The 23,936-nt window shown below is 61.5% G+C and carries 21 protein-coding genes, 5 tRNA genes and 1 pseudogene; 9 read left to right on the plus strand and 18 right to left on the minus strand.

Annotated elements, in window-relative coordinates; all coding sequences use genetic code 11:
- Positions 1 to 39 precede the first annotated feature (39 nt).
- From J3P81_RS16480 to uvrB, 10 genes are all read right to left on the minus strand, one after another.
- Complete coding sequence (locus J3P81_RS16480) at positions 40 to 999, minus strand: tRNA dihydrouridine synthase (protein ID WP_420765680.1); 960 nt, start codon at positions 997 to 999, stop codon at positions 40 to 42.
- Between the two features lie 378 nt (positions 1,000 to 1,377).
- Positions 1,378 to 1,827 carry an acyl-CoA thioesterase gene (locus tag J3P81_RS16485; protein ID WP_434559825.1) on the minus strand — a complete coding sequence of 150 codons (450 nt, stop codon included), beginning with the start codon at positions 1,825 to 1,827 and terminating at the stop codon, positions 1,378 to 1,380.
- A gap of 45 nt (positions 1,828 to 1,872) precedes the next feature.
- Complete coding sequence (locus J3P81_RS16490; RefSeq protein ID WP_434559827.1) at positions 1,873 to 2,706, minus strand: alpha/beta fold hydrolase; 834 nt, start codon at positions 2,704 to 2,706, stop codon at positions 1,873 to 1,875.
- 27 nt (positions 2,707 to 2,733) lie between these two features.
- A complete protein-coding gene (locus J3P81_RS16495) occupies positions 2,734 to 3,273 on the minus strand; it encodes a TetR/AcrR family transcriptional regulator (protein WP_039593946.1) in 540 nt (179 codons plus the stop codon).
- Between the two features lie 179 nt (positions 3,274 to 3,452).
- A tRNA-Glu gene (locus J3P81_RS16500) sits at positions 3,453 to 3,528 on the minus strand.
- A gap of 75 nt (positions 3,529 to 3,603) precedes the next feature.
- Positions 3,604 to 3,679 (minus strand) — tRNA-Ala (locus tag J3P81_RS16505).
- A gap of 53 nt (positions 3,680 to 3,732) precedes the next feature.
- Positions 3,733 to 3,808: transfer RNA gene (locus J3P81_RS16510), tRNA-Glu, on the minus strand.
- A gap of 79 nt (positions 3,809 to 3,887) precedes the next feature.
- Positions 3,888 to 3,963: transfer RNA gene (locus tag J3P81_RS16515), tRNA-Ala, on the minus strand.
- Between the two features lie 146 nt (positions 3,964 to 4,109).
- Complete coding sequence (gene gltX, locus J3P81_RS16520; protein WP_039593947.1) at positions 4,110 to 5,591, minus strand: glutamate--tRNA ligase; 1,482 nt, start codon at positions 5,589 to 5,591, stop codon at positions 4,110 to 4,112.
- Positions 5,592 to 5,833: 242 nt separating this feature from the next.
- The gene (gene uvrB / locus J3P81_RS16525) at positions 5,834 to 7,849 is read right to left on the minus strand and encodes an excinuclease ABC subunit UvrB (RefSeq protein WP_420765676.1); all 2,016 of its coding nucleotides are present in this window, start codon (positions 7,847 to 7,849) and stop codon (positions 5,834 to 5,836) included.
- 332 nt (positions 7,850 to 8,181) lie between these two features.
- On the opposite strand from uvrB, the gene J3P81_RS16530 reads away from it, so the two are divergent.
- The 4 genes from J3P81_RS16530 to J3P81_RS16545 all read left to right on the plus strand — a co-directional run bounded on the left by J3P81_RS16530 (position 8,182) and on the right by J3P81_RS16545 (position 10,399).
- Entirely contained in the window at positions 8,182 to 9,378 is a 1,197-nt protein-coding gene (locus tag J3P81_RS16530) for an amino acid aminotransferase (RefSeq protein ID WP_434559829.1), read from the plus strand.
- 221 nt (positions 9,379 to 9,599) lie between these two features.
- Positions 9,600 to 9,675, plus strand: a tRNA-Asn gene (locus tag J3P81_RS16535).
- 257 nt (positions 9,676 to 9,932) lie between these two features.
- Entirely contained in the window at positions 9,933 to 10,127 is a 195-nt protein-coding gene (locus J3P81_RS16540; RefSeq protein WP_420765674.1) for a hypothetical protein, read from the plus strand.
- Between the two features lie 89 nt (positions 10,128 to 10,216).
- Entirely contained in the window at positions 10,217 to 10,399 is a 183-nt protein-coding gene (locus J3P81_RS16545) for a hypothetical protein (protein WP_420765673.1), read from the plus strand.
- On the opposite strand, the gene J3P81_RS16550 is transcribed toward J3P81_RS16545, so the two are convergent.
- The 8 genes and pseudogenes from J3P81_RS16550 to J3P81_RS16585 form a co-directional block, all read right to left on the minus strand.
- Positions 10,396 to 11,457: an AI-2E family transporter gene (locus tag J3P81_RS16550; RefSeq protein ID WP_420765672.1), complete on the minus strand. Its 1,062-nt coding sequence runs from the start codon at positions 11,455 to 11,457 to the stop codon at positions 10,396 to 10,398. The genes J3P81_RS16545 and J3P81_RS16550 overlap by 4 nt on opposite strands.
- Before the next feature lie 380 nt (positions 11,458 to 11,837).
- Positions 11,838 to 12,659, minus strand: a complete 822-nt coding sequence (locus J3P81_RS16555) for a methyl-accepting chemotaxis protein (protein WP_371914218.1) — start codon at positions 12,657 to 12,659, stop codon at positions 11,838 to 11,840.
- 84 nt (positions 12,660 to 12,743) lie between these two features.
- Positions 12,744 to 13,634: pseudogene (locus J3P81_RS16560) on the minus strand (cache domain-containing protein); the annotation flags it as partial.
- 82 nt (positions 13,635 to 13,716) lie between these two features.
- A complete protein-coding gene (locus J3P81_RS16565; RefSeq protein ID WP_420765919.1) occupies positions 13,717 to 15,033 on the minus strand; it encodes a Na+/H+ antiporter family protein in 1,317 nt (438 codons plus the stop codon).
- 234 nt (positions 15,034 to 15,267) lie between these two features.
- Entirely contained in the window at positions 15,268 to 16,581 is a 1,314-nt protein-coding gene (locus tag J3P81_RS16570; protein ID WP_420765671.1) for an ATP-binding protein, read from the minus strand.
- On the minus strand, positions 16,578 to 17,246 hold the full coding sequence (locus J3P81_RS16575; protein ID WP_434559831.1) for a response regulator transcription factor: 669 nt from the start codon (positions 17,244 to 17,246) through the stop codon (positions 16,578 to 16,580). The genes J3P81_RS16570 and J3P81_RS16575 overlap by 4 nt, the downstream gene beginning before the upstream one ends.
- Entirely contained in the window at positions 17,246 to 17,557 is a 312-nt protein-coding gene (locus J3P81_RS16580; RefSeq protein WP_420765669.1) for a PepSY domain-containing protein, read from the minus strand. The genes J3P81_RS16575 and J3P81_RS16580 overlap by 1 nt, the downstream gene beginning before the upstream one ends.
- The gene (locus J3P81_RS16585) at positions 17,557 to 17,865 is read right to left on the minus strand and encodes a PepSY domain-containing protein (RefSeq protein ID WP_434559833.1); all 309 of its coding nucleotides are present in this window, start codon (positions 17,863 to 17,865) and stop codon (positions 17,557 to 17,559) included. The genes J3P81_RS16580 and J3P81_RS16585 overlap by 1 nt, the downstream gene beginning before the upstream one ends.
- Positions 17,866 to 18,090: 225 nt before the next feature.
- Here J3P81_RS16585 and J3P81_RS16590 point away from each other — a divergent pair, with 225 nt between their 5' ends.
- The 5 genes from J3P81_RS16590 (at position 18,091) to codA (ending at position 23,307) form a co-directional block, all read left to right on the plus strand.
- Positions 18,091 to 19,170, plus strand: a complete 1,080-nt coding sequence (locus tag J3P81_RS16590; protein WP_420765667.1) for a patatin-like phospholipase family protein — start codon at positions 18,091 to 18,093, stop codon at positions 19,168 to 19,170.
- Positions 19,171 to 19,253: 83 nt separating this feature from the next.
- Positions 19,254 to 19,610: a 6-carboxytetrahydropterin synthase QueD gene (gene queD / locus J3P81_RS16595; RefSeq protein WP_025212792.1), complete on the plus strand. Its 357-nt coding sequence runs from the start codon at positions 19,254 to 19,256 to the stop codon at positions 19,608 to 19,610.
- A gap of 77 nt (positions 19,611 to 19,687) precedes the next feature.
- Positions 19,688 to 20,518 (plus strand): alpha/beta fold hydrolase, encoded by an 831-nt coding sequence (locus J3P81_RS16600; RefSeq protein ID WP_434559835.1) that lies wholly within the window; start codon positions 19,688 to 19,690, stop codon positions 20,516 to 20,518.
- Positions 20,519 to 20,775: 257 nt separating this feature from the next.
- A complete protein-coding gene (gene codB, locus J3P81_RS16605; protein WP_434559837.1) occupies positions 20,776 to 22,047 on the plus strand; it encodes a cytosine permease in 1,272 nt (423 codons plus the stop codon).
- Positions 22,048 to 22,059: 12 nt separating this feature from the next.
- Complete coding sequence (gene codA / locus J3P81_RS16610) at positions 22,060 to 23,307, plus strand: cytosine deaminase (protein ID WP_434559839.1); 1,248 nt, start codon at positions 22,060 to 22,062, stop codon at positions 23,305 to 23,307.
- Positions 23,308 to 23,936: the final 629 nt, after the last annotated feature.

A 23,936-nucleotide genomic window follows, 5' to 3' on the forward strand; every position in this document is an offset into this window, starting at 1 on the left:
CCGCCAAAAACTTTTCAAGAGCTTTTCCTGAGATTTTTTTCAGGCCGCTTCGGTGCGCTGCACACCCAATAAATGGCCCACCGCATCCAGTTCCGTTTCTCGCCGTAGCGCGCCGAACAACTCCACGGCTTCGGGGTAATTGCGGGTCAGCATGGCCAGCCATTGCTTCAAGCGACCCGGCGCCTGGCGAGGGGTCAATTGCTCCACCACCTGTACCCAGAAATCCTGGAGCATCGGTTGCAGGTCGGCCCAAGACATCTCGATAACCTCTTCACCCGCCCGGGCGGCGGCGATCTGCCGCGCCAGGTCGGGACGGGAGACCAGTCCACGGCCAAGCATGATGTCTTCGACACCGCTGATTTCCCGGCACCGACGCCAGTCATCGACGCACCAGATATCGCCGTTGGCGAACACCGGCACCTTGACCACTTCCTGGACGCGGGGAATCCACTCCCAGTGGGCCGGTGGCTTATAGCCGTCGACCTTGGTCCGCGCATGCACGACGATGTGCGCCGCGCCGCCCTCGGCCAGCGCCGTGGCGCAGACCAGCGCGCCGTCCGGGCTGTCGAAACCCAGGCGCATCTTCGCCGTAACCGGAATGTGCTTGGGCACCGCACGACGGACATGTTCCACGATTTCGTTGAGCAGCTCTGGCTCCTTGAGCAACACCGCCCCGCCCCGTGACTTGTTCACTGTCTTGGCCGGGCAACCGAAATTCAAGTCGATCACCTCGGAGCCCAGCTCGCAGGCCAGCGCCGCGTTTTCCGCCAGGCATACCGGGTCGGAACCGAGCAACTGCACACGCAGGGGCACACCCGCCGCTGTCTGGGCACCGGTCAACAGTTCAGGGGCAAGCTTATGGAAATAGGCCGGCGTGAGCAGACGGTCGTTGACGCGAATGAACTCGGTGACGCACCAGTCGATACCGCCAACACGGGTCAGGACGTCCCGCAGGATGTTGTCGACCAACCCCTCCATGGGCGCCAAGGCAATTTGCATGGGAAACACACTCAACGAAAAAACGTGCGGCAGTTTAGCGGATTTCCTTCACAAAATCGGAATCCACCACGAATCACTGTGGGAGCGAGCCTGCTCGCGATGGCGGTGTATCAGCTTGGGAAGATGATGGATGTGCCGCCGCCATCGCGAGCAAGCTCGCTCCCACACCGACTCCAAAGCGCCCACAAAACCGGAATCCACCACCAAACCCTGTGGGAGCGAGCCTGCTCGCGATGGCGGTGTATCAGCTTGGGAAGATGCTGGATGTGCCGCCGCCATCGCGAGCAAGCTCGCTCCCACACCGACTCCAAGGCGCCCACAAAACCGGAATCCACCACCAAACCCTGTGGGAGCGAGCCTGCTCGCGATGGCGGTGGGTCAGTCTATAAAGAGGCCAGATGAATTCAGCGCCACGCCATAACCTTCGATGAACTCCGGCGGCATGCGCTTGGGCCGGCCGGTAGACAGTTCGATGCAGACGAAAGTGGTCTGGGCCCGCAGCAATGTGGTGTTATCACTGGGACGGACCAGCTGGAAATGCCGGGTCATTTTCAGGCGCTGGTCCCAGTCGACGATCCAGGTCCCCAACTGCAATTCGTCGCCCTCGTAGGCGGCCGCCAGATAATCGATTTCATGCCGCACCACCGCCATGGCCCGATCCAGTCGCCGGTATTCCACCAGATCCAGGCCCAGGCGCTGGGAATGCCGCCACGCGCAACGCTCCAGCCAGGTGACGTACACCGCGTTGTTGGCGTGGCCTAGCCCATCGATATCTTCTGGATTGACCTGAAGATCAATAATGAACGGCGTTGCCCGATCCCAGCCCATGCCCCTCTCCCGGTCGAATTTGGATCGGGGCAGTGTAACGGAAGCTCAAGCCGATTGCCGCGCTTGCAGGCTGCGCCCCGCCAGCAGTGATAACACGCCATCAATGACACGGGGATCGGCCAGGACTCGCTGGTGTCCACCCTCGGACAACCGCAGCAAGCGACTGTCGAACCAGGCTTCATGGATCAGTTGCGATTCCCTGACCGAAACCGACGTATCGTCCTCGGCATGGACAATCAACCCTGGAATATCCAGCTGGTATTGCGCAACATCCATCTTCGAAGCCTGCATGCCCACATCCTGCTCCACCTGGCGAATGAAAGCCGAGCGGGCCCTGGCGGGCATTCCCATCATCCGGGCGAACCCACGCAGCACGCCGAGGATCCGCGCAGGCGCGGCGATGCTGACCAGCGTCTCGGTCCGCAAGCCCAACTGGACCGCCAGCATGGCACTGGCGCCACCCATGGAGTGACCGATCACCGCTTGCAGCGGTGGCAATTCAGCTGCGGCTTCGAGCATCGCCCGGGCAAACAACAGGACGTTGGCTTCGTGGCCCGGCGAGCGACCATGGGCCGGTCCGTCCAGCGCCACCACGGTATAACCGGCATCCACCAGCGCGGTTATCAAGGCCGCGAACTGCGTCGGCCGTCCTTCCCAGCCATGCATCAGCAGGACCGCCGGGCCTTTGCCCCAGCGCAAGGCAGACAGGCCGAAGCGCAAGGTAATGCGCTCGGACGAGGCAAGCAATGGCAATTCCCAGGCCCTCGGTGGCAGGTTGCGCGGACTCATGAAGGCCCTGCGCATTTTCTTCGCCACCAGGCGCGGTGCTATCCAACCAAGGGTGCCATTGACGCCACGAATCCAGCTCAACCTGTCCATGCTCATCTCCAGGGCTTGCGCCTTAGCTCAGCGCACCGCCGACTTGGCGGCGCGCAGCAAACGATCCGATAACTCACCCGGGCCCAATGCCCGTGCCAGCGCCAGGCCGCCGACCATCAAGGCAATGTCAGCCAGGGCTTTGTCCGCGTCTTCGGGGCTGGCGGCCAATTGCGCGACCATCAGCTCGATATGCTCATTGAGCACCTCACGAAATGCATCCGGCAGCCGCCCGAGCTCGCCGACCGATGCCGGAATCGGACACGCCTGCTCGGTTGAATCGCGGTGCTTGCGCGACAAGTAGAAGGCCGCGACCAAGGCGCGCCGTTCTTCACCCGTCAGCTCGGCATCCATGTCGGCGATCAAGCCACGGCGGCGGTTCAGCAACTGCTTGAACGCCTCCAGCATCAAGGCGTCCTTGCTTTCGAAATGAGCGTAGAAACCACCCACCGTTAGCCCGGCCGCCCCCATCACCTCGCCCACGCTCGGCTCGGCCGGCCCGCGCTGGATCAGCGCATCGCTGGCGGCCTTGAGAATGCGTTCGCGGGTCTGTGCTTTTTTATCGCTCATCGTTGCCTCCGAATATTACGATTGAAATATTATTCTCATAATAAATTTTCGCAAGCGAAATGTTGACCGCCGGTCAGAAGTATTTTCAGGAGAATAGGAAATTGGCTGAACGCCAGGCAAACAAAAGGGCCATTCAAGAATTGAATGACCCTTATAAAATCCCGCAGAGCGGGTAATCGTGGCGTCCCCTAGGGGACTCGAACCCCTGTTACCGCCGTGAAAGGGCGGTGTCCTAGGCCACTAGACGAAGGGGACACAAACCTTCTTACTTGATCAGCGCTGAGAACTGATCGATTCAAGGCCGGAGTGGCCAGACCTTGAACCTGAGATTGGTGGAGCTAGACGGGATCGAACCGTCGACCTCTTGCATGCCATGCAAGCGCTCTCCCAGCTGAGCTATAGCCCCGGATTTTTCGCCTCGCGGCGGAGCGACATCTTGCAACATCGCTTCTGTAAAACTGGCGTCCCCTAGGGGACTCGAACCCCTGTTACCGCCGTGAAAGGGCGGTGTCCTAGGCCACTAGACGAAGGGGACGCAAACCCTTCTATATAACTGATCAACGCTGAGAGTTGATCGCTTCAAGGCCGGTGTGGCCAGGCCTTGAAGTGTAAATTGGTGGAGCTAGACGGGATCGAACCGTCGACCTCTTGCATGCCATGCAAGCGCTCTCCCAGCTGAGCTATAGCCCCTCATCGCTGAGGACGGGGCGAATCTTAAGGGCGTATCGGAGGGCTGTCAAATTTATTTTCAAAGAATTTGAAAATTTTTTGCCGGGATAACAATCACTTACCGACAAACCCCGGAAAACCGGGGCATGCCCTCCTCCATCAGCCGCTTAAGCGATCGCGCCCAGCAGCTTTTCCCACTCCTTGTTCTCCTTCTTGGACACGCCACCGAGCAGATCGATGGCCTGGCGCAGGCGGAAACGGGTCAGGTCCGGCCCGAGGATTTCCATGGCATCGAGCACCGACACCGAGCTCGCCTGGCCAGTAATGGCGGCAAACATCAGCGGCATCGCGTCGCGCAGTTTCAACTCCAGGGATTCGACCACTGCCTGAATCGTCGCGGTGATGCTGTCCTTTTCCCACTGGCGCAGGCTTTCGAGCTTCCAGAGGATCAATTGCATCAACTGCCGCACCTGGTCGCCCGAAAGCTTCTTGGATTCGAACAGCTTCGCATCGGGGGTCACGCCACCGGCAAAGAAGAACCCGGCCAATGGCGCGATCTGGCTGAACGTCTCGACCCTGCCCTGCACGTGCGGGGCAATCTTCATCATGTATTCAGGGTTGAACGCCCACTTCTGCACGCGCGCGGCGAACTCTTCCACAGGCAGGTCGCGCAGCCATTGGCCGTTGAGCCAGGACAATTTCTCGACGTCGAAGATCGGCCCCCCCAAGGAAACACGCGAAAGGTCGAAGTGTTCGACCATTTCCTGCAGCGAGAACTTCTCGCGCTCGTCGGGCATCGACCAGCCCATGCGCCCCAGGTAGTTGAGCATCGCCTCGGGCATGAAGCCCATGCGCTCGTAGAAGGTCACCGAGGTCGGGTTCTTGCGCTTGGACAGCTTGCTCTTGTCCGGATTGCGTAGCAGCGGCATGTAGCACAACTGCGGTTGCTCCCAGCCGAAGTACTCGTAAAGCAGGATCAGTTTCGGCGCCGACGGCAGCCACTCCTCACCGCGCAGGACGTGGGTAATGCCCATCAGGTGGTCGTCGACCACGTTGGCCAGGAAGTACGTCGGCAGGCCGTCGGTCTTCATCAGCACTTGCATGTCCATGCGGTCCCATGGGATCTCGACATCGCCACGCAGCATGTCCGGCACCACGCAGACGCCCTCGGTCGGCACCTTCATGCGGATCACATGGGGCTCGCCAGCGGCCAGGCGACGGGCGACTTCTTCCTTGGACAGCAGCAGCGCGCGACCGTCATAGCGCGGGGTTTCGCCACGGGCGATCTGCTCGGCGCGCATCTGGTCGAGCTCTTCGGCGGTGCAGAAACAAGGGAATGCGTGCCCCATGTCCACCAGTTGCTGACAGTACTGCTTGTAGATCTCGCCGCGCTCGCTCTGGCGATACGGGCCATGCGGGCCGCCAACATCCGGGCCTTCGCTCCAGTCGATGCCGAGCCAGCGAAGGGCGTCGAAAATCTGCTGTTCCGACTCGCGGGTCGAGCGCAACTGATCGGTGTCCTCGATCCGCAGGATGAACTCACCACCGTGCTGCTTGGCAAAGCAATAGTTGAACAAGGCGATGTAAGCGGTGCCGACATGGGGATCGCCAGTGGGCGAAGGCGCGATGCGGGTACGGACGGTGGTCATGGCATGTCTCGGAAAGAAGATAAAAGCGAAGATCAAACAGGGGGCGAATGGTAACAGGCGATGGTGGGCGGGCTCCAGTGAGAGGCCGATTTGAGTAAGCCTGCCAGACCGAGTCGCCCTCATCGCGAGCAGGCTCGCTCCCACAGGAAACCGAGTTGTCTGGACTGGATGCGGTCCACTGTGGGAGCGAGCCTGCTCCGGGCGGCGTTCCGACGATGAGGCCTTCGAAGCCACTGCAAGAGTCAGACAGTCAGCAACCGCTCGCGCAACTTGCCAATCTCATCGCGCAACTGCGCCGCGGCCTCGAACTCCAGGTCACGGGCCAGTTGGTACATCTTCTCTTCCAATTGCCGGATACGCTTGGTGATTTCGCTCGGCGAGCGCAGTTCGGCTTCGTAGCGGGCGCTTTCCTCGGCGGCTTTGGCCATGCCCTTGCGTTTCTTGCTGCGCGAGCCAGGCACCGTGGCGCCTTCCATGATATCGGCGACGTCCTTGAACACGCCTTTAGGCGTAATGCCATTGGCCAGGTTGAAGGCGATCTGCTTGTCGCGGCGACGCTCGGTCTCGCCGATAGCCCGCTCCATGGACCCGGTGATGCGATCGGCATACAAAATCGCGCGACCGTTGAGGTTTCGCGCCGCGCGACCGATGGTCTGGATCAACGAGCGCTCGGAGCGCAGGAAACCTTCCTTGTCAGCGTCGAGGATCGCCACCAGCGACACCTCCGGCATGTCCAGGCCCTCGCGCAGCAGGTTGATGCCCACCAACACGTCGAAAGTGCCCAGGCGCAGGTCGCGGATGATCTCGACCCGCTCCACCGTGTCGATGTCCGAGTGCAGGTAACGCACCCGCACGCCATGGTCTGCCAGGTAATCGGTGAGGTCTTCGGCCATGCGCTTGGTGAGCGTGGTGACCAGCACCCGCTCTTCCAAGGCCACGCGTTTCGTGATTTCCGACAGCAAATCATCGACCTGGGTCAGTGCCGGGCGCACCTCGACCTGCGGGTCCACCAGCCCCGTCGGCCGCACCACTTGCTCGACCACGCGACCGGCATGCTCGGCCTCGTAATTGCCAGGAGTGGCCGAGACGAAAATCGTCTGCGGGCTGACGCTTTCCCATTCGTCGAAACGCATCGGCCGGTTATCCAGGGCCGAGGGCAGGCGGAAACCATATTCCACCAGGGTTTCCTTGCGCGAACGGTCCCCTTTGTACATGGCGCCAACTTGCGGCACGCTGACGTGGGACTCGTCGATCACCAGCAGGGCGTCAGGCGGCAGGTAGTCGTACAAAGTGGGCGGCGGCGCGCCCGCCGGACGGCCCGAGAGGTAGCGCGAGTAGTTCTCGATGCCGTTGCAGTAACCCAATTCCAGGATCATTTCCAGGTCGAAGCGGGTCCGCTGCTCCAGGCGTTGGGCCTCCACCAGCTTGTTGTTCGAACGCAGGTATTCCAGGCGCTCTTGCAGCTCGGCCTTGATCCCCTCGATGGCGTCCAGCAAGGTTTCCCGTGGCGTTACGTAGTGGCTCTTGGGATAGAAGGTGAAGCGCGGCATCTTGCGGATCACTTCGCCGGTCAGCGGATCGAAGGCCGAGATGCTTTCCACTTCGTCGTCGAACAGCTCGATGCGGATCGCTTCCAGGTCCGACTCTGCCGGGTAGATGTCGATCACATCACCCCGCACGCGGAACGTCGCCCGGGCAAAATCCATGTCGTTGCGGGTGTACTGCAAATCCGCCAGGCGCCGGAGCAAGGCGCGCTGGTCGAGCTTATCGCCCCGATCCACGTGCAGCACCATCTTCAAGTACGTTTCCGGGCTGCCCAAGCCATAGATGCACGACACCGTGGTGACGATGATCGCGTCCTTGCGCTCGAGCAACGCCTTGGTCGCCGACAGCCGCATCTGCTCGATGTGGTCGTTGATCGAGGCGTCCTTTTCGATGAAGGTGTCCGACGACGGCACATACGCTTCGGGCTGGTAGTAGTCGTAGTAGGAAACGAAGTATTCAACCGCGTTGTTCGGAAAAAATGCCTTGAACTCGCCGTACAACTGCGCCGCCAGCGTCTTGTTCGGCGCCAGCACCAGCGTCGGGCGCTGCACCTGGGCGATCACGTTGGCGATGCTGAAAGTCTTGCCCGAGCCGGTCACACCCAGCAACGTCTGGTGCGCCAGCCCGGCCTCAATGCCTTCGACCATCAGGCGGATGGCTTCCGGCTGATCGCCGGCGGGCTGGAAGCGGGTGACTAGCTGGAATTCAGACATAACATAACCCCTGGGTTCACTCCTGTCGGCCAGCCGACGGGAACGAGGAAGACCGAATTGACTGACGTCGGCCGATGAAAAAGCTGGAATTCACACAATGTGGAGGTGAATGCCTTCGCTTTCAAGACGAGCGTCCTACACGCCTTGCAGACTTTGACGCGGCGAAGGGACTAACGGTCGAAAAAAAACGAAAATACTTACGGTAAAGACCGATTAGCCTGTCGCCCTGCCCGGTGATGGCCTCTATACTAGCTCCCCGTTTGTGCACCGCTCTAGTGCATCCGGCTGGAGCGCGACACGTCCCCTCACTCTCCATTCAGAGCCGCGCACTAATGAGCCTGTTTTCCACTGTCGAATTGGCACCACGCGACCCCATCCTGGGCCTCAACGAAGCTTTCAACGCCGACACCCGTACCAACAAGGTCAACCTGGGCGTAGGTGTTTACTGCAACGAGGAAGGGCGCATTCCATTGCTGCGCGCCGTGGTTGAAGCCGAGACGATTCGCGTGGCTCAGCACGTGTCCCGTGGCTACCTGCCGATCGACGGCATCGCCGCCTATGACCAGGCGGTCCAGACCCTGCTGTTCGGCAAGGACTCCCCGCTGATCGCTTCGGGCCGCGTCATCACCACCCAGGCCGTGGGCGGCACTGGCGCGCTGAAGATCGGCGCCGACTTCCTCAAGCAACTGCTGCCAGACGCGGTCGTGGCCATTAGCGACCCAAGCTGGGAAAACCACCGCGCCCTGTTCGAAACCGCCGGTTTCCCAGTACAGAACTATCGCTACTACGACGCCGCCACCCACGACGTGAACCGCAGCGGCCTGCTGGAAGACCTCAACGCCCTGCCCGACCGCTCGATCGTTGTGCTGCACGCCTGCTGCCACAACCCGACCGGCGTGGACCTGAGCCCCGAGGACTGGAAAAACGTGCTGGCCGTGGTCAAGGCCAAGAACCACGTGCCGTTCCTGGACATGGCCTACCAGGGCTTTGGCAAGGGTATTGATGAAGACGCCGCGGCGGTGCGCCTGTTCGCCGAGTCGGGCCTGACCTTCTTCGCCTCCAGTTCGTTCTCCAAGTCGTTCTCGCTGTATGGCGAGCGCGTCGGCGCCTTGTCGATCGTCAGCGAGTCGAAGGAAGAAAGTGCCCGCGTCCTGTCCCAGGTCAAGCGCGTGATCCGCACCAACTACTCCAACCCGCCAACCCACGGCGCCAGCATCGTCGCCGCCGTGCTCAACAGCCCTGAGTTGCGGGCCCAGTGGGAAGAAGAACTGGCCGAGATGCGCCTGCGCATCCGCGGCATGCGCGACCAGATGGTGGACATGCTGGCCAAGGCCGCGCCGCACCACGACTTCAGCTTCGTCGCACGCCAGAGCGGGATGTTCTCCTACTCCGGCCTGACCGTTGAACAAGTGACGCGCCTGCGCAACGAGTTCGGCATCTATGCCCTGGACACCGGCCGCATCTGCGTGGCCGCGCTGAACCAGAACAACATCGATGCGGTAACCAAGGCCATCGTCCAGGTGATCTGACACCCCGGCGCTGGATGAAAAGCGGGAAGCCATCGTGCTTCCCGTTTTTTTTGGGTGCCCCCTGTGGCCAGGGATTTATCCCCTCGCCACAATGGTCAGCGTCCGGCCGGTAATGTGTGGAGCAGTAACATTTGCTACCTGAACACCTCAACCACGAAAATCCCGCCCAATCATCAACCCAAGCTTGACTTCTCTTTTCCAATCAGTAACATACGCGTCATTCCGCGATAGCTCAGTTGGTAGAGCAAGTGACTGTTAATCACTGGGTCCCTGGTTCGAGTCCAGGTCGTGGAGCCAGACAGCAAAAATCAAAGCCCTTGAATCGAAAGATTCAGGGGCTTTTTTATGGGCGCCTTTCGGCGGTCAGAGCCCGCTGATGGCCGTAGCGCGCCTGTCTGAGGTCGCTACCAGAACAATAATTTGGCGCCAATGCGGCATCATGGTCTGAATCCTGCTTTGTTTTTCCCAATCCCAAGCTGTCACCTGAGCGTCATGGCCGTGCCGCAAACTGTCCCGGTCCGCCATTGCAGCTTCATAACAACAAGGACGAAGCCATGCCAACACAAAACCCTCACCGCATCGTGGGACTGTGCACCTCGAGCAAGGTGTACAACGCACTGACCGAGCTCAAGCACCTGGAAGGCCACCGCAGCGCCAAGTTCCTCTCGCTGCTCGCGGAGAGCCTGGTCCGCAAGGGCCTGCTCAACGAGCAGGAAGTGGTGCACATGCTGGACCTGGTGGTCGATTGAGCGGCATCGATTCCTACTATTGAAGCCGTTGATTTTTCCCCATCCTTCATGAGACGTAAGGTAGCCCCATCGATTGATGGAGGTTTCCCATGCCCAAGGTTCAAATCATGTCTGTCGTTGGCAGCGCCGTCCCCGCCCCGCTCAGGGAACGAGGCCTGCTGGCTTGCTGGTATCTGGTGCAGGACGGTGTGACCATCAGCGGCCCGCTGACTTCACTGCCCGCTGCCCAGGCCATGTCGCAACGCATCGGTCCCTATCTGCTGCGCGCCTAAGGCAATTGCACCCGAGGCGTATTTTCGACGAACAACGCCCAGCACGACAGGAACAGTGCCGCGATCAACGGGCCGATGACAAAGCCATTCAGGCCAAACACCGCCAGCCCGCCCAGTGTCGAGACCAGGACCATGTAGTCGGGCATCTTGGTGTCCTTGCCCACCAGGATCGGCCGCAGGAAGTTATCCACCAGGCCGATCACGAATACACCGAACAGGGTCAGCACGACGCCCTGCCAGATCGCCCCCGACAGCAGGAAATACACCGCCACCGGCGCCCAGACGATGCCCGCTCCCACGGCTGGCAGCAGCGACAGGAACGCCATCAGCACCGCCCAGGGCAGCACTGTCGGAATGCCAAGCACCCAAAAGATCAAGCCGCCCAGTGCGCCCTGGGTAATCGCTACCAACAGGTTGCCTTTCACCGTCGCCCGCACCACCCGGTTGAATTTCAACTGCAGGCGGCGCTTCTGGTGCTCCGCCAATGGCACGGCAAAGCGAACCTTGCGCACCAGTTCCGGACCGTCGCGCAGGAAAAAGAACAGCAGGTAGAGCATCACGAAAAAGCTCACCAGGAATTGGAACGTCCCCTGGCCGAAACTGAACGCCTGGGTGGCGAAGAATTCGCTGCCCTGCATCGCGCTCTTGACGATCTTGTCCCGCAACCCGCTCAGGTTGCCCAGGCCAAAACGGTCCAGCAGGTGCTGGAAGTACGGGGGCAATGCTTCCTTGAAGCGGGCCAGGTAATCAGCAACGTCCAGCTCGCCACTTTCCAGGCTCTTGTAGAGTGCCGCGCCTTCCTGGACCAGCAAGGTGCTGATGACGATGACCGGCAAGACAGCGATCAGCATGCAACTGGTTAGGGTCAGCAGCGTCGTGAGGTTGCGCGGCCAGTTGAGTTTCAATTGCAGCCGCCGCTGCAGCGGCGCGAAGACGATGCCCAGGATGACGGCCCAGAACACCGCTCCGTAGAACGGCAGCAGGATCCAGACGAAGGCGATGCTGACCAGGATCAGCAGCAACATCTGCGATTTGTTTTGGAGGTTCTTGCGGTTCATTTGCTTTCCATGTCCTTGGCAGATACACATTAGTCCGCCAGGACTCGCCGGAGTGCCGTCGCGTCTGCTGCGCGCCATGAACCCAAATCAACACCGCCTGGCCGGACGTGGCCTACCCCGCCGTTTTTCGACCCGACATTGCGGTGGATGTGCCGTTCGGCGTGTTGATACAGGGTGCGCGAGCCATAGCCCAGGCACTGATCCGGCAATGCAGGCGGCGAAGAACAACTGTGGGAGCGCGCTTGCTCGCTCCCACAGGATGACCGACAGAAACTGCCGAAGGCTGCGATCCTCCGCTTCCGATAGGGCCTGGCGAGCCAGGCGGCACATCTGGATCGAAAGCGAAAGATCGCAGCCTTCGGCAGCTCCTGCTGCCCGGATCAGATCCGGAACTGCCCCACCAGCTTGCCCAGGCGCTGGCCCAGGTCGGCCAGGCTGCGGGAGGTCTGGGCGCCGAGTTGGGTTTCGTCGGCAACGCTGTCCACGGCCACGGCGATCTGGTGAACGCTGCGGTTGATTTCTTCGGCTACCGCGGTCTGTTCTTCGGCGGCACTGGCGATCTGGGCGTTCATCGAGTTGATGGTGCCGATCAGCTGCGCCATGGTGTCCAGTGAAGCGCCGGCCTCATTGGCCCGCTCCGACGTGCCGTCGCCGGCCTCACTGGAACGGCGCATCGCTTCCACCGCCGCATGGGTGCCGGACTGCAACCGGTCGATCATCCCCTGAATTTCCTGGGTGCTTTGCTGGGTCCGGCTGGCCAGGGCACGGACTTCATCGGCGACCACCGCAAAACCGCGTCCCGCTTCGCCGGCCCGCGCGGCCTCGATGGCGGCGTTAAGGGCCAGCAGGTTTGTCTGCTCGGCGATCGAACGAATCACTCCCAGGACACTGACGATCGAGGCCACGTCCTGTTGCAGACTGTCCAAGGACACGCCGCTGCTGCGGATATCGTTCACCAACGCATGGATCTGCTGGATACTGCCGGCCACCACGCGCTTGGCCGACTGGCCTTCTTCGTCGGTCTGCTGGGCCGCGACGGCGGCGCCCTGGGCACTGCGGGCGACTTCCTGGGCGGCGGAGGACATCTCGTTGATCGCGGTGGCGACCTGGTCGGTTTCGTGGCGCTGGCGTTCCATGGCCTGCTCTGAACGCTGGGCTTGCTCGGAGACTTGTGTCACCAGCCCGGTCAGCTGCGAGGTCATGTCGGTGATCTGCCGCACCAGGCCGTGGATCTTGTCGACGAAACGGTTGAACGAACCGGCCAGTTGGCCCAGTTCATCCTGGCTGGTAATCGCCAGGCGCCGGGTCAGGTCGCCCTCTCCCGCCGCGATGTCGTCGAGGTTGTCCTTCATCAGGTGCAACGGACGCAGGATGGTGTTGGCGAGCACCAGGCCCACCACCGCGATCACCAGCAACACCACGGCGGCAATCCCGACGATGCTGAGGATCACGCCTTGCAGCCGATCGTGGACCTTGGCTTCCACCAACGCCACCTGACCTTCGATGCCATCCAGATTCACCGAGCTGCCCACCGCCAGGTCCCACTTGGACAAGTATTCGGTGTAGCCGAGCTTCGGCACCAGGTCTTTGCTGCCCGGCAGCGGCGAGCTGTATTCGAGGTAATGCGTGCCGTCCTTGGCGACTTTCACCAGGTCACGGTTGACGTAGACACCGTTCGGATCGCGGTTGTCCTTGAAACTCTTGCCCACACCATCAGGGCTGTTGGCCTTGAACAGACGAATGGTCTCGGAGTCGTAGCCGAAAAAATAGCCGTCCTTGCCGTAGCTGATATTGGACAGCAACTTGATCGCCTGGGCACGCGCCTCGTTATCGCCGGGCGCGGCGGCATCGTAGAGCGGCTTGATGGCCGTCAGCCCGACCGCGACATAATTCTGTAGGGTGGCCTTGGCCTCGCTGAGCAGGCGCTCGCGGGTTTGCTGGACTTCTTTGCTGGCCTGTTCCTTCAAGATGAACGCAGTGGTCAGGCTGATGATCACGGCGGACAGCAATACCGGCAGTATTGCCAGGGACAGGACTTTAGCCTTCAAGCTCAGGCGCATGCTGTTCACTCTTGTAGGTTTTATGGTGTGGTTAGCTGGGTTAACGGCAGCCCACGGCAAAACTGTAGGACAAGGTGAACAGTCAGTTGGCAGGGTCGCTGAATTCAAGGGCCCCATCGCGAGCAAGCTCGCTTCCACAGGAAAATGCGATCCATTGTGGGAGCGAGCCTGCTCGCGATGAACGCAACGCGGTCTTGGCCTACAACACCATCGCCGCCACCCAACCAAACACCAGCAACGGCAGGTTGTAATGGATGAAGGTCGGAACCACGGTGTCCCAGATGTGGTGATGCTGGCCGTCGATGTTCAGGCCGGAGGTCGGGCCCAGCGTCGAGTCCGAGGCAGGCGAGCCGGCATCGCCCAAGGCGCCGGCGGTGCCGACGATGCAGACGATCGCCAGCGGGCTGAAACCCAGTTGCAGGCACAGCGGCACAAAGATAGTCGCCAGGATCGGCACCGTGGAGAACGACGAGCCGATGCCCATGGTCACCAACAATCCCACCAGCAACATCAGCAATGCGCCGACGCCCTTGTTGTGGCCGATCCAGGCCGCCGAGGTTTCAACCAGGCTCTGGACTTCACCGGTGGCCTTCATCACCTCGGCGAACCCCGACGCGGCGATCATGATGAAGCCGATCATCGCCATCATCTTCATGCCTTCGGTGAACAGGTCATCGGTCTCGCGCCAACGCACCACACCCGAGACAGAAAAGATCAGGAAGCCGGCCAGGGCGCCGATGATCATCGAGTCGAGCAGCAGCTGGATGGCAAAGGCCGCCGCGATCGCCAACCCCGCCACCAACAGGCTGAGCGGGTTATAGCGCACCGCCACCTGCTCGGCGCGAGCGATTTTCTTCAGGTCATAGACGCGTTTCTTGCGATAGGTGATAAACGACAGCGCCAGGCCAAACACCATACCCAGCGCCGGGATGCCCATGGCGTGGGTGATGTTGATGCCGCTGACGTCCACGCCACTTCTCGCGACGTTGGCCAACAGGATTTCGTTAAGGAAAATATTGCCGAAGCCCACCGGCAGGAACATATAGGGCGTGATCAGGCCGAAGGTCATGACGCAGGCGATCAACCGGCGGTCCATCTGCAACTTGGTCAGTACATATAAAAGTGGCGGCACCAGCAGCGGGATGAAGGCGATGTGGATCGGCAGGATATTCTGTGAAGCGACCGCGACGGTACCCAGCAGGCCGATCAGCACCCACTTGACGCCCGTGCCGCCGGCGGCGTCCTGGCGGTCGACCATGGCCAGGGCTTTGTCGGCCAAGGCGTGAGCCATGCCGGACTTGGCGATCGCCACGGCGAAAGCACCCAGCAATGCGTAGGACAGCGCCACCGTAGCGCCGCCACCCAGGCCTGCATTGAACGCCTTGAGCGTCGCCTCGATCCCCAGGCCGCCCGTCAGGCCGCCCACCAATGCGCCGACGATCAGCGCGATCACCACATGCACGCGGGACAGGCTGAGCACCAGCATGACGCCAACCGCCGCAATTACTGCATTTATCATCGTTACCTCAAAGCACAGCGATGGAAAGCCACCGGACAAAAAGGTCGCGACTTTGCAGGAAGCGGCGGCAAGCTGCAAGGGTCATGCGGCGGGTTTCGCATTCACTGCCGATCCACTGTGGGAGCGAGCTTGCTCGCGATGGCGGTGGGTCAGTTGATATTCATTTGGCTGAACTGACGCTATCGCGAGCAAGCTCGCTCCCCCAGGGCTCAGCGGCACCATTAGCGTGTTTCAGCGCTTGGGCAAGTCGATCACGACCTTCAAGCCGCCCCACTCGCTGTCACCCAGCGCCAGCGTCCCGCCCCAGGTGTCGACGATGTCGCGCACGATGCCCAGCCCCAGGCCGTGGCCGTCGGTTTGCTCATCCAACCGCGTGCCTCGGCTGAATACCTGGTCGCGGCGCTCCGCGGGGATGCCCGGCCCATCGTCTTCCACCACTAGGCTGAAGCCCTCGACCGTCTCGCTCACGCTCAGGCGCACTTCGGCGTCGGCCCATTTGCACGCGTTGTCCAGCAGGTTGCCCAGCAGTTCCAGCAGGTCTTCACGATCCCAAGGCAGGTGCAAGCCGGGCGGCCCGACGTAGGCCAGATGCAGATGCTCGCCATGGATCATGTTCAGCGTCGCCAGCAATCCCGGCAGTTCGGCGTCGCAGTCCAGGTGCGCCCCGGGCAACGCATCACCGGACAACCGGGCGCGATTGAGTTCGCGGTTCAAGCGCTGGCGAACCTGCTCCAGTTGTTCGAGCAGCAACTTGCGCAGTTCCGGATAAGGGTCGAGCTTTTCGTTCGACGCCAGGCTTTGCAGCACCGCCAGCGGGGTCTTCAAGGCATGGCCCAGGTTGCCCAGGGCGTTGCGTGAGCGCTTGAGGCTGTCTTCGGTGTGGGCCAGCAGATGGTTGATCTGCGCCACCAGTGGCTCCAGCTCCCTGGGCACTTGCTCATCGAGCTGCGAGCGCTGCCCGCGTTGCAACTGGGCAATCTGCTCCCGAGCCTTTTCCAACGGACGCAACGCGCGATGTACGGTGAGGCGCTGGAGTAACAGGATCAGCAGCAACCCGGCCAGGCCGAGCCCCAAGCCGACCTGCTGCATCCTCAGGAAGCTGTCCCGCACGGGCGTGTAGTCTTGGGCCACGCTGATGGAAATCGCCTGGCCCAAGCGCCGATAGTCGGTGCGCAGTACGAGCAGCCTCTGGCCTTCGGGGCCCAGTTGCAGATTGCTGTGCAGGCCCGGATGGTCGAGCCGGGGCAGTTCCTGGTCCCACAGGGAGCGGGAGCGCCAATGCTCGTTGGCGAAATCGATGCGGAAATAGTGCCCGGAAAACGGCCGCAGATACGCCGGTGACAAGCGCCGCTCGTCCAACTGCAAACCTTGCGGGCCACGGACCAAAGCCACCAACAGGTTCTCGCTGTCGTTACGCAGCCCCGCTTCCAGATAACGCTGCAAGCCTAGTTCGAACAGCCACAGGCTGGTCTGCGCCAGGACGAGGCCGACCACGACCATCACACCGATCAGCCCAAGGCTCAGGCGCCGTTGGATGGATCTCACTGCGTCTGCCCGCCGAACAGGTATCCCTGGCCGCGACGGGTTTCGATCACGCTGCGCCCCAGCTTGCGCCGCAAGTGGTTGACGTGGACTTCCAGCACATTGGAATCGCGCTCGGTTTCTCCGTCATACAGGTGCTCGGCGAGATGACTCTTGGAGAGGATTTGCTCGGGGTGCAACATGAAATAGCGCAACAAGCGGAACTCGGCGGCGGTCAGCTGGATCTCCGCTCCGTCACGAATCACGCACTGGCGCCCTTCATCCAGGTGCAACCCGGCCGCCTGGAGCGTCGGTTGATTGGCCTGGCCGTGGGAACGACGCAGCAGCGCCTGGATGCGCAAGTGCAGTTCTTCGGGGTGAAAGGGCTTGGTCAGGTAATCATCGGCCCCGGCCTTGAGCCCTTCGATGCGCTCGGCCCAGGAGCCGCGGGCGGTGAGGATCAACACCGGCGTGGCCAGGCCACCGGCTCGCCATTGCGTCAGCACCTCAAGCCCAGGAACGCCCGGCAGGCCCAGGTCGAGAATGATCAGGTCGTAGGGCTCGCTGCTGCCCTGATAGATCGCATCACGACCATCGGCCAGCCAATCCACCGCATAACCCTGCCGCGCAAGCCCGGCCATCAGCTCATCGGCCAGGGGAACGTGGTCTTCCACCAGGAGCAGGCGCATCAGTCTTCCTTATCTTTGAGTAAACGGCCGGTAGCGGCCTCCAGGTCCAGTTCGCGCACTACGCCGTCGGTATCCAGCAGCTCGACCTCATAAATATAGACGCCGTGCTTTTCCTCCAGCTCGGCCTCCAGCAACTTGGCGCCAGGATGGCGGTCCAGCGCTTGTTGGAGCAATTGCTCCAGCGGCAGGATCACGCCCTGTTGGCGCAGTTGCAGGGCCTCGTCCTGGTCCAGGTCCCGGGCCATGGCGAGTGAACAGAACGCCAGCAGCGCCAGCGCCCAGCGGCTGCGGGCGCGTAAACTAAGCTTCATTACGTATCCTGATGATTCTTGAGCACCTTGCCGCTGACGGCGTCGAGTTCCAGTTCCCATTCGATGCCATCCGCATCGCGCAGGTCCACCTTGTAACGGTACTTGCCGTATTCATCTTCCAGCTCTGAATCAATCACGGTGCCGTCAGGGTGTTCGGCCAGGGCCGCTTCGTTGAGCTTGTCAAAAGGCAGGATGGTACCAGCGTCCACCAGCTTTTTGATCTCATGGCGATGGAGATCTCGTGCTTGAGCCAGGCCAGCGCCAAAGGCCATGAGCGTCACGAGAATAAAGGCAGTCAGGCGGTTCACGGATTATCTCCTTCTTATAATCTTCACCGGGAAACTTTATCGGGGTGAACTTAACTGAAACTGAATTGCCATCATTGGACACACATCAATTGAGAGCGAGCTTGCTGGCAGCAGCGGTCTTTGCGTTGCCATCGATGCAACTGGGCTGACGCTATCGTGAGCAAGCTCGTTCCCACGGGGTTTTGTGTCGTTATAATTCATCGCTTGCCAGTATCAGAGACCGGTATGACCGCCATCCATATCAAATTCCCAGCCCTCACCGTCAAGGCCGGCTCCCGCGCCTTCAAGCGTATCCGCGAGGCGGGCCTCAAGGCCGCCGATGTTGGCATCCTGCCGGGTGCCGCCGGTGGCCCGAAAGCCTTGGGCATCCAGGGATTGGACCTGGCCCTGTTCGGTGAATGGCTCCCCGCCGCGCCGCGAGAGCGATCGCTGATCGGCGCTTCGGTTGGCTCCTGGCGCTTTGCCAGCGCCTGTCTGCCGAACGCCGCCGAGGGTATCCGGCGCCTGGGCACTTTGTATAACGAACAGAGCTTCGCCAAAGGCGTGACCATGGCCGGCGTCAGCCAAAGCTCCCAGCGCATGCTCGACGACCTGCTGGAAGGCCGGGACCTGACGATCCTCGATAACCCGCTCTACCGGCTCAATATCATGGTGGTCAAGAGCCACGGCTTGCTGGCACTGGACCACCGTGGCCGGCTGGGCCTGGGCTTGTCATCGGTGATTGCCGACAACTTGCGAGGCCGCGCACGCTTGTCGCGGCATTTTGAGCGGCTGATCGTACACGATCCTCGGTTGGCGCCTCCGCTGAATCCGCTGACAGACTTCCCGTCGCGCTTCGTGCCGCTGGCCGCCGATAACCTGCGCCAGGCGTTGCTGGCGTCGGGCTCGATCCCGATGGTAATGGAAGGCGTGCGCGACCTCCCCGGCGCCGGCGCCGGCACCTACCGCGACGGCGGTCTGCTGGACTATCACCTCGACCTGCCCTACAGCGGCGACGACATAGTCCTTTATCCACACTTCACCGATCGGGTCATTCCCGGCTGGTTCGACAAGGGCCTGCCATGGCGCAGGGGCAACGCCGAACGCCTCCAGAACGTGCTGTTGCTCGCGCCATCGCGCGAATACCTGGCTCGCCTGCCCTACGGCAAACTGCCGGATCGCAACGACTTCAAGCGCTTCATGGGCGATGACCCGAGCCGCCGTAAATACTGGCGCACGGCGATGGACGAAAGCCGCCGGCTCGGCGATGAGTTCCTTGAACTGACGGCCAACGGTGGATGGGGCGAGCGTTTGCTGACCCTTTAGTCAGCATGCTCGCGCATCACACGGATCAACCTGATAAACTCCGCCGCCTGCCTCGCGACCGCTACCTTAAAGAGCCTGAACCTGTGGAAATCTTCAAAGAATTCACCTTCGAATCCGCCCACCGCCTGCCCCACGTACCCGAAGGCCACAAGTGCGGCCGTCTTCACGGTCACTCGTTCAAGGTGGCTATCCACCTCAGCGGTGACATCGACCCGCACACTGGATGGATTCGCGACTTCTCGGAAATCAAGGCGATCTTCAAGCCGCTCTACGAGCGCCTGGACCACAACTACCTCAACGACATTCCTGGCCTGGAAAACCCGACCAGCGAAGTCCTGGCCAAGTGGATCTGGAATGAGTTGAAGCCGCTGCTGCCGGAACTCAGCGCCATTCGCATCCACGAGACCTGCACCAGCGGCTGCATCTATCACGGGGAGTAACCAAACCTGCTGTGGCGAGGGAGCTGCAGCTTTTGTGTCTATGCTCTCTGGCTTAAACATGCCAAGAGGATACGATCATGACTCACTGGCCGCTGGATCAGGTCTACCAGTTCAACGGACACCCCGTCCGCTACGCCATCCACGGCGACGGCCCGCCGCTGGTGTTTGTCCACGGCACGCCCTTTTCTTCCCATGTGTGGCACCGCATCGCCCCGCTCTTCTTCGCCACGCACAAAGTGCATTACTTCGACCTGCTGGGTTATGGCCAATCTGCGCAACCGGACGCCGACGTGTCCCTGGGCGTGCAGAACACACTGCTTGCCCAATTGCTGGAACACTGGAACCTGGAGCGTCCAGACGTAGTGGCCCATGACTTTGGCGGCGCCACCGCGCTGCGTACACATCTGCTCGATGGCAAGGATTACCGAAGCCTGACCCTGATCGACCCGGTGGCCCTGTCGCCCTGGGGTTCGCCTTTCGTCCAGCATGTGCGCCAGCATGAAGCGGCGTTCAGCGGCCTGCCCGATTACATCCAGCGCGCCATCGTGCCGACCTATGTCCGCGGCGCGATGAAACGAGACATCTGCGACGCAGAACTGGCGCCCTACGTGAAGCCGTGGCTTGGCGAGCCGGGCCAGGCGGCCTTCTACCGGCAGATTGCGCAGATGGACGAGCGCTACACCCGTGAGGTCGAAGGGCTGTACCCCAGCGTACGCTGCCCGACCCAGATATTGTGGGGTGAAGATGACCAGTGGATCCCCATCGAGCGTGGCCGCGCGCTGCACAAGATGATTCCGGGGGCGCTGTTTCAGGCCGTGCCGAACGCTGGACATCTGGTTCAGGAGGATGCGCCGGAAGCCATCGTTGCGGCGGTGTTGCGGTTCTTAGGGCCGCTTTCCCCTACCTGAAATCTTTATGGTGTGGGAGCGAGCTTGCTCGCGATAGCGATTCGTCAGTTGATGGGAATGTGGCTGACCTGACGCTATCGCGAGCAAGCTCGCTCCCACACGGCCCCTCCGTGTTCCAACGTGAACCATCCCTGCACCACTTTTGTTCCTCGAAACCCACCCAACCCAACGGGATTGTCTATAAATAACCGGCGATCGCTCGCTTGGCACGGCCGCTGCACGCTTGCGCTTTTTCTCTCTCCGCAAGGACCCGCCACATGACCCAGAACGATCCCGGTAATGACTACCCCTTGAGTGAAGTCCCGATGAGCGCGCGCAAGGGCCTGGCTTCGACGGCCATGGTGGTGCTGGGCTTTACGTTTTTCACCGCCACCATGTTTGCCGGTGGCAAGCTGGGCGTGGCGTTCGGTTTCGCGGACATGCTCGGCGTCATCGTCATCGGCAATCTGTTGCTGGGCCTTTATGCCGCGGGCCTGGGTTACATCGCGTTCAAGAGCGGGCTCAATTCAGTGTTGATGGGCCGCCTCTGTTTTGGCGAAGTAGGCAGCAAGCTCAGCGATCTGATCCTGGGCTTTACCCAGATCGGTTGGTACGCCTGGGGCACGGCCACCGCTGCGGTGGTGCTGGGCAAGTACTTCGAGTTGGGCCAGGGCACGGTGCTGGGGCTGATGGTGCTGTTCGGCCTGGGATTCTGCGCCACGGCTTATATCGGCTATCGCGGGCTGGAGATCCTGTCGTACATCGCCGTACCGGCCATGCTGTTGTTGCTGATGCTCTCGATGTGGGTCGCGACGCAGAAGGTCGGCGGCCTCGATGGCCTGCTGGCAGTTGTGCCAACGGGTAATCTGGATTGGTCTACGGCAATCACCCTGGTTTTCGGCACGTTCGTCAGCGGCGCCACGCAGGCGACCAACTGGACACGTTTTTCCCGCTCGGCGAAGGTCGCGGTGCTGGCGAGCCTGATCGGCTTTTTCCTGGGCAATGGCCTGATGGTGTTGATCGGCGCATACGGTGCCATCGTCTACCAGCAGCCCGACGTCGTCGAAGTTCTGTTGTTGCAGGGCTTCGCCATGGCGGCGATGGCGATGCTGCTGCTCAATATCTGGAGCACCCAGGACAACACCATCTACAACTTCGCCGTGGCCGGTTGCAACCTGCTGCGCACTCGCCGACGCAGGGCGGTCACGCTGGTCGGCGCCGCGATCGGCACCCTGTTGGCGTTGCTGGGCATGTACGATTTGCTGGTGCCTTACCTGATCCTGCTCGGCACCGTGATTCCACCGATTGGCGGGGTCATCATGGCCGACTTCTTCTTCCGCTGGCGTGGGCGCTATCCTCGCTTGGCGCAGGCGCAACTGCCTGCGTTCAATTGGCCTGGGCTGGGTGCCTATGCCGTCGGCACCGTTGCGGCGTTCAACTCGCCATGGGTCGCACCGCTGGTAGGAATCGCCACCGGCGCGCTAACGTATGTGCTATTGATCGGCGTGACAGGCACTCGCACCGCTGACGCGCCCCTACAAGACCTCTAAAGGATTCGCCTGATGCACATCATCAACGCCCGCCTGCGCAACCGCGAAGGCTTGCATGAATTGCACCTGGAAAACGGCCTGATCGCCAGCATCGCCCGCCAGACCGAAGCCCCCAGCCTGGGCCCCGAAGACATTGATGCCGGAGGCAACCTGGTGGTGCCGCCTTTCGTCGAGCCGCACATACACCTGGACGCCACACTGACCGCCGGTGAACCGCGCTGGAACATGAGCGGCACGCTGTTCGAGGGCATCGAATGCTGGGGCGAACGCAAGGCCACCATCACCCAAGAAGACACCAAGACCCGCGCCAAGAAGACTCTCCAGGCCCTGGCCGCCCATGGCATCCAACACGTGCGCACCCACGTCGACGTGACCGATCCGGCGCTCACGGCGCTCAAGGCAATGCTCGAAGTGCGCGAGGAAAGCCGCCATCTGGTCGACATGCAAATCGTCGCGTTCCCCCAGGAGGGCATCGAGTCCTACCGCAACGGCCGCGAGCTGATGGAAGAAGCGATCCGCATGGGCGCCGACGTGGTGGGGGGCATTCCGCATTTCGAATACACCCGCGACCAGGGTGTTAGTTCGGTGAAGTTCCTGATGGACCTGGCCGAGCGCACCGGCTGCCTGGTGGACGTGCATTGTGATGAAACCGACGACCCACACTCGCGCTTCCTCGAAGTGCTCGCCGAAGAAGCGCGCAGTCGCGACATGGGCGCGCGGGTGACCGCCAGCCATACCACGGCGATGGGCTCCTACGACAACGCCTACTGCGCCAAGCTGTTCCGCCTGCTCGGCCACTCTGGAATCAGCTTCGTATCGTGCCCGACTGAAAGCATCCATTTGCAAGGACGTTTCGACAACTTCCCCAAGCGTCGCGGCGTCACCCGGGTCAATGAACTGCTCGAAGCCGGAATGAATGTGTGTTTCGGCCAGGATTCGATCGTCGATCCATGGTACCCGCTGGGCAATGGCAACATCTTGCGCGTGCTCGAAGCCGGGCTACACATCTGCCATATGCTCGGCTATCGCAACCTGCAAAGCGCCCTGGACCTGGTCACCGACAACAGTGCCAAGGCCATGGCCTTGGGCGAGCGCTACGGGCTGGAGCCTGGGCGTCCGGCGAACCTGCTGGTCCTTTCGGCCGACAGCGACTACGAAGTGATCCGCAGCCAGGGCCTGCCGCTTTACTCGATTCGCAAGGGCGAAGTGCTGATGAAGCGGCAGATGCCGGTGGTAGAGTTCGGGCCGCAGCTGACCTGAAATCCCCTATACCTGTGGAAGCGAGCTTGCTCGCGATAGGGGTCTGTCAGTTGATATCTATGCGACTGAGCTGACGCCATCGCGAGCAGGCTCGCTCCCACAGTGGCTTGGTGTGATACCTGAAATCTGCGCCCGCTGGAGAGCTACTGTGGGAGCGAGCTTGCTCGCGATAGGGGGCTGTCGGTTGATATCTATGCGGCTGAGCTGACGCCATCGCGAGCAGGCTCGCTCCCACAGGGGATTGGTGTGATACCTGAAATCCGCGCCCGCTGGAGATCTACTGTGGGAGCGAGCCTGCTCGCGATAGGGGGCTGTCGGTTGATATCTATGCGGCTGAGCTGACGCCATCGCGAGCAGGCTCGCTCCCACAGGGGATTGGTGTGATACCTGAGATCTGCGCCCGCTGGAGATCTACTGTGGGAGCGAGCCTGCTCGCGATAGGGGTCTGTCAGTTGATATCTATGTGACTGAGCTGACGCCATCGCGAGCAGGCTCGCTCCCACAGGGGATTGGTGTGATACCTGAAATCCGCGCCCGCTGGAGATCTACTGTGGGAGCGAGCCTGCTCGCGATAGGGGCCTGTCAGTTGATGTCTGTGTGACTGAGCTGACGCCATCGCGAGCAGGCTC

The sequence above is a fragment of the Pseudomonas sp. R1-6 genome, assembly GCF_051132115.1.
In the GTDB taxonomy this organism is placed as follows: domain Bacteria; phylum Pseudomonadota; class Gammaproteobacteria; order Pseudomonadales; family Pseudomonadaceae; genus Aquipseudomonas.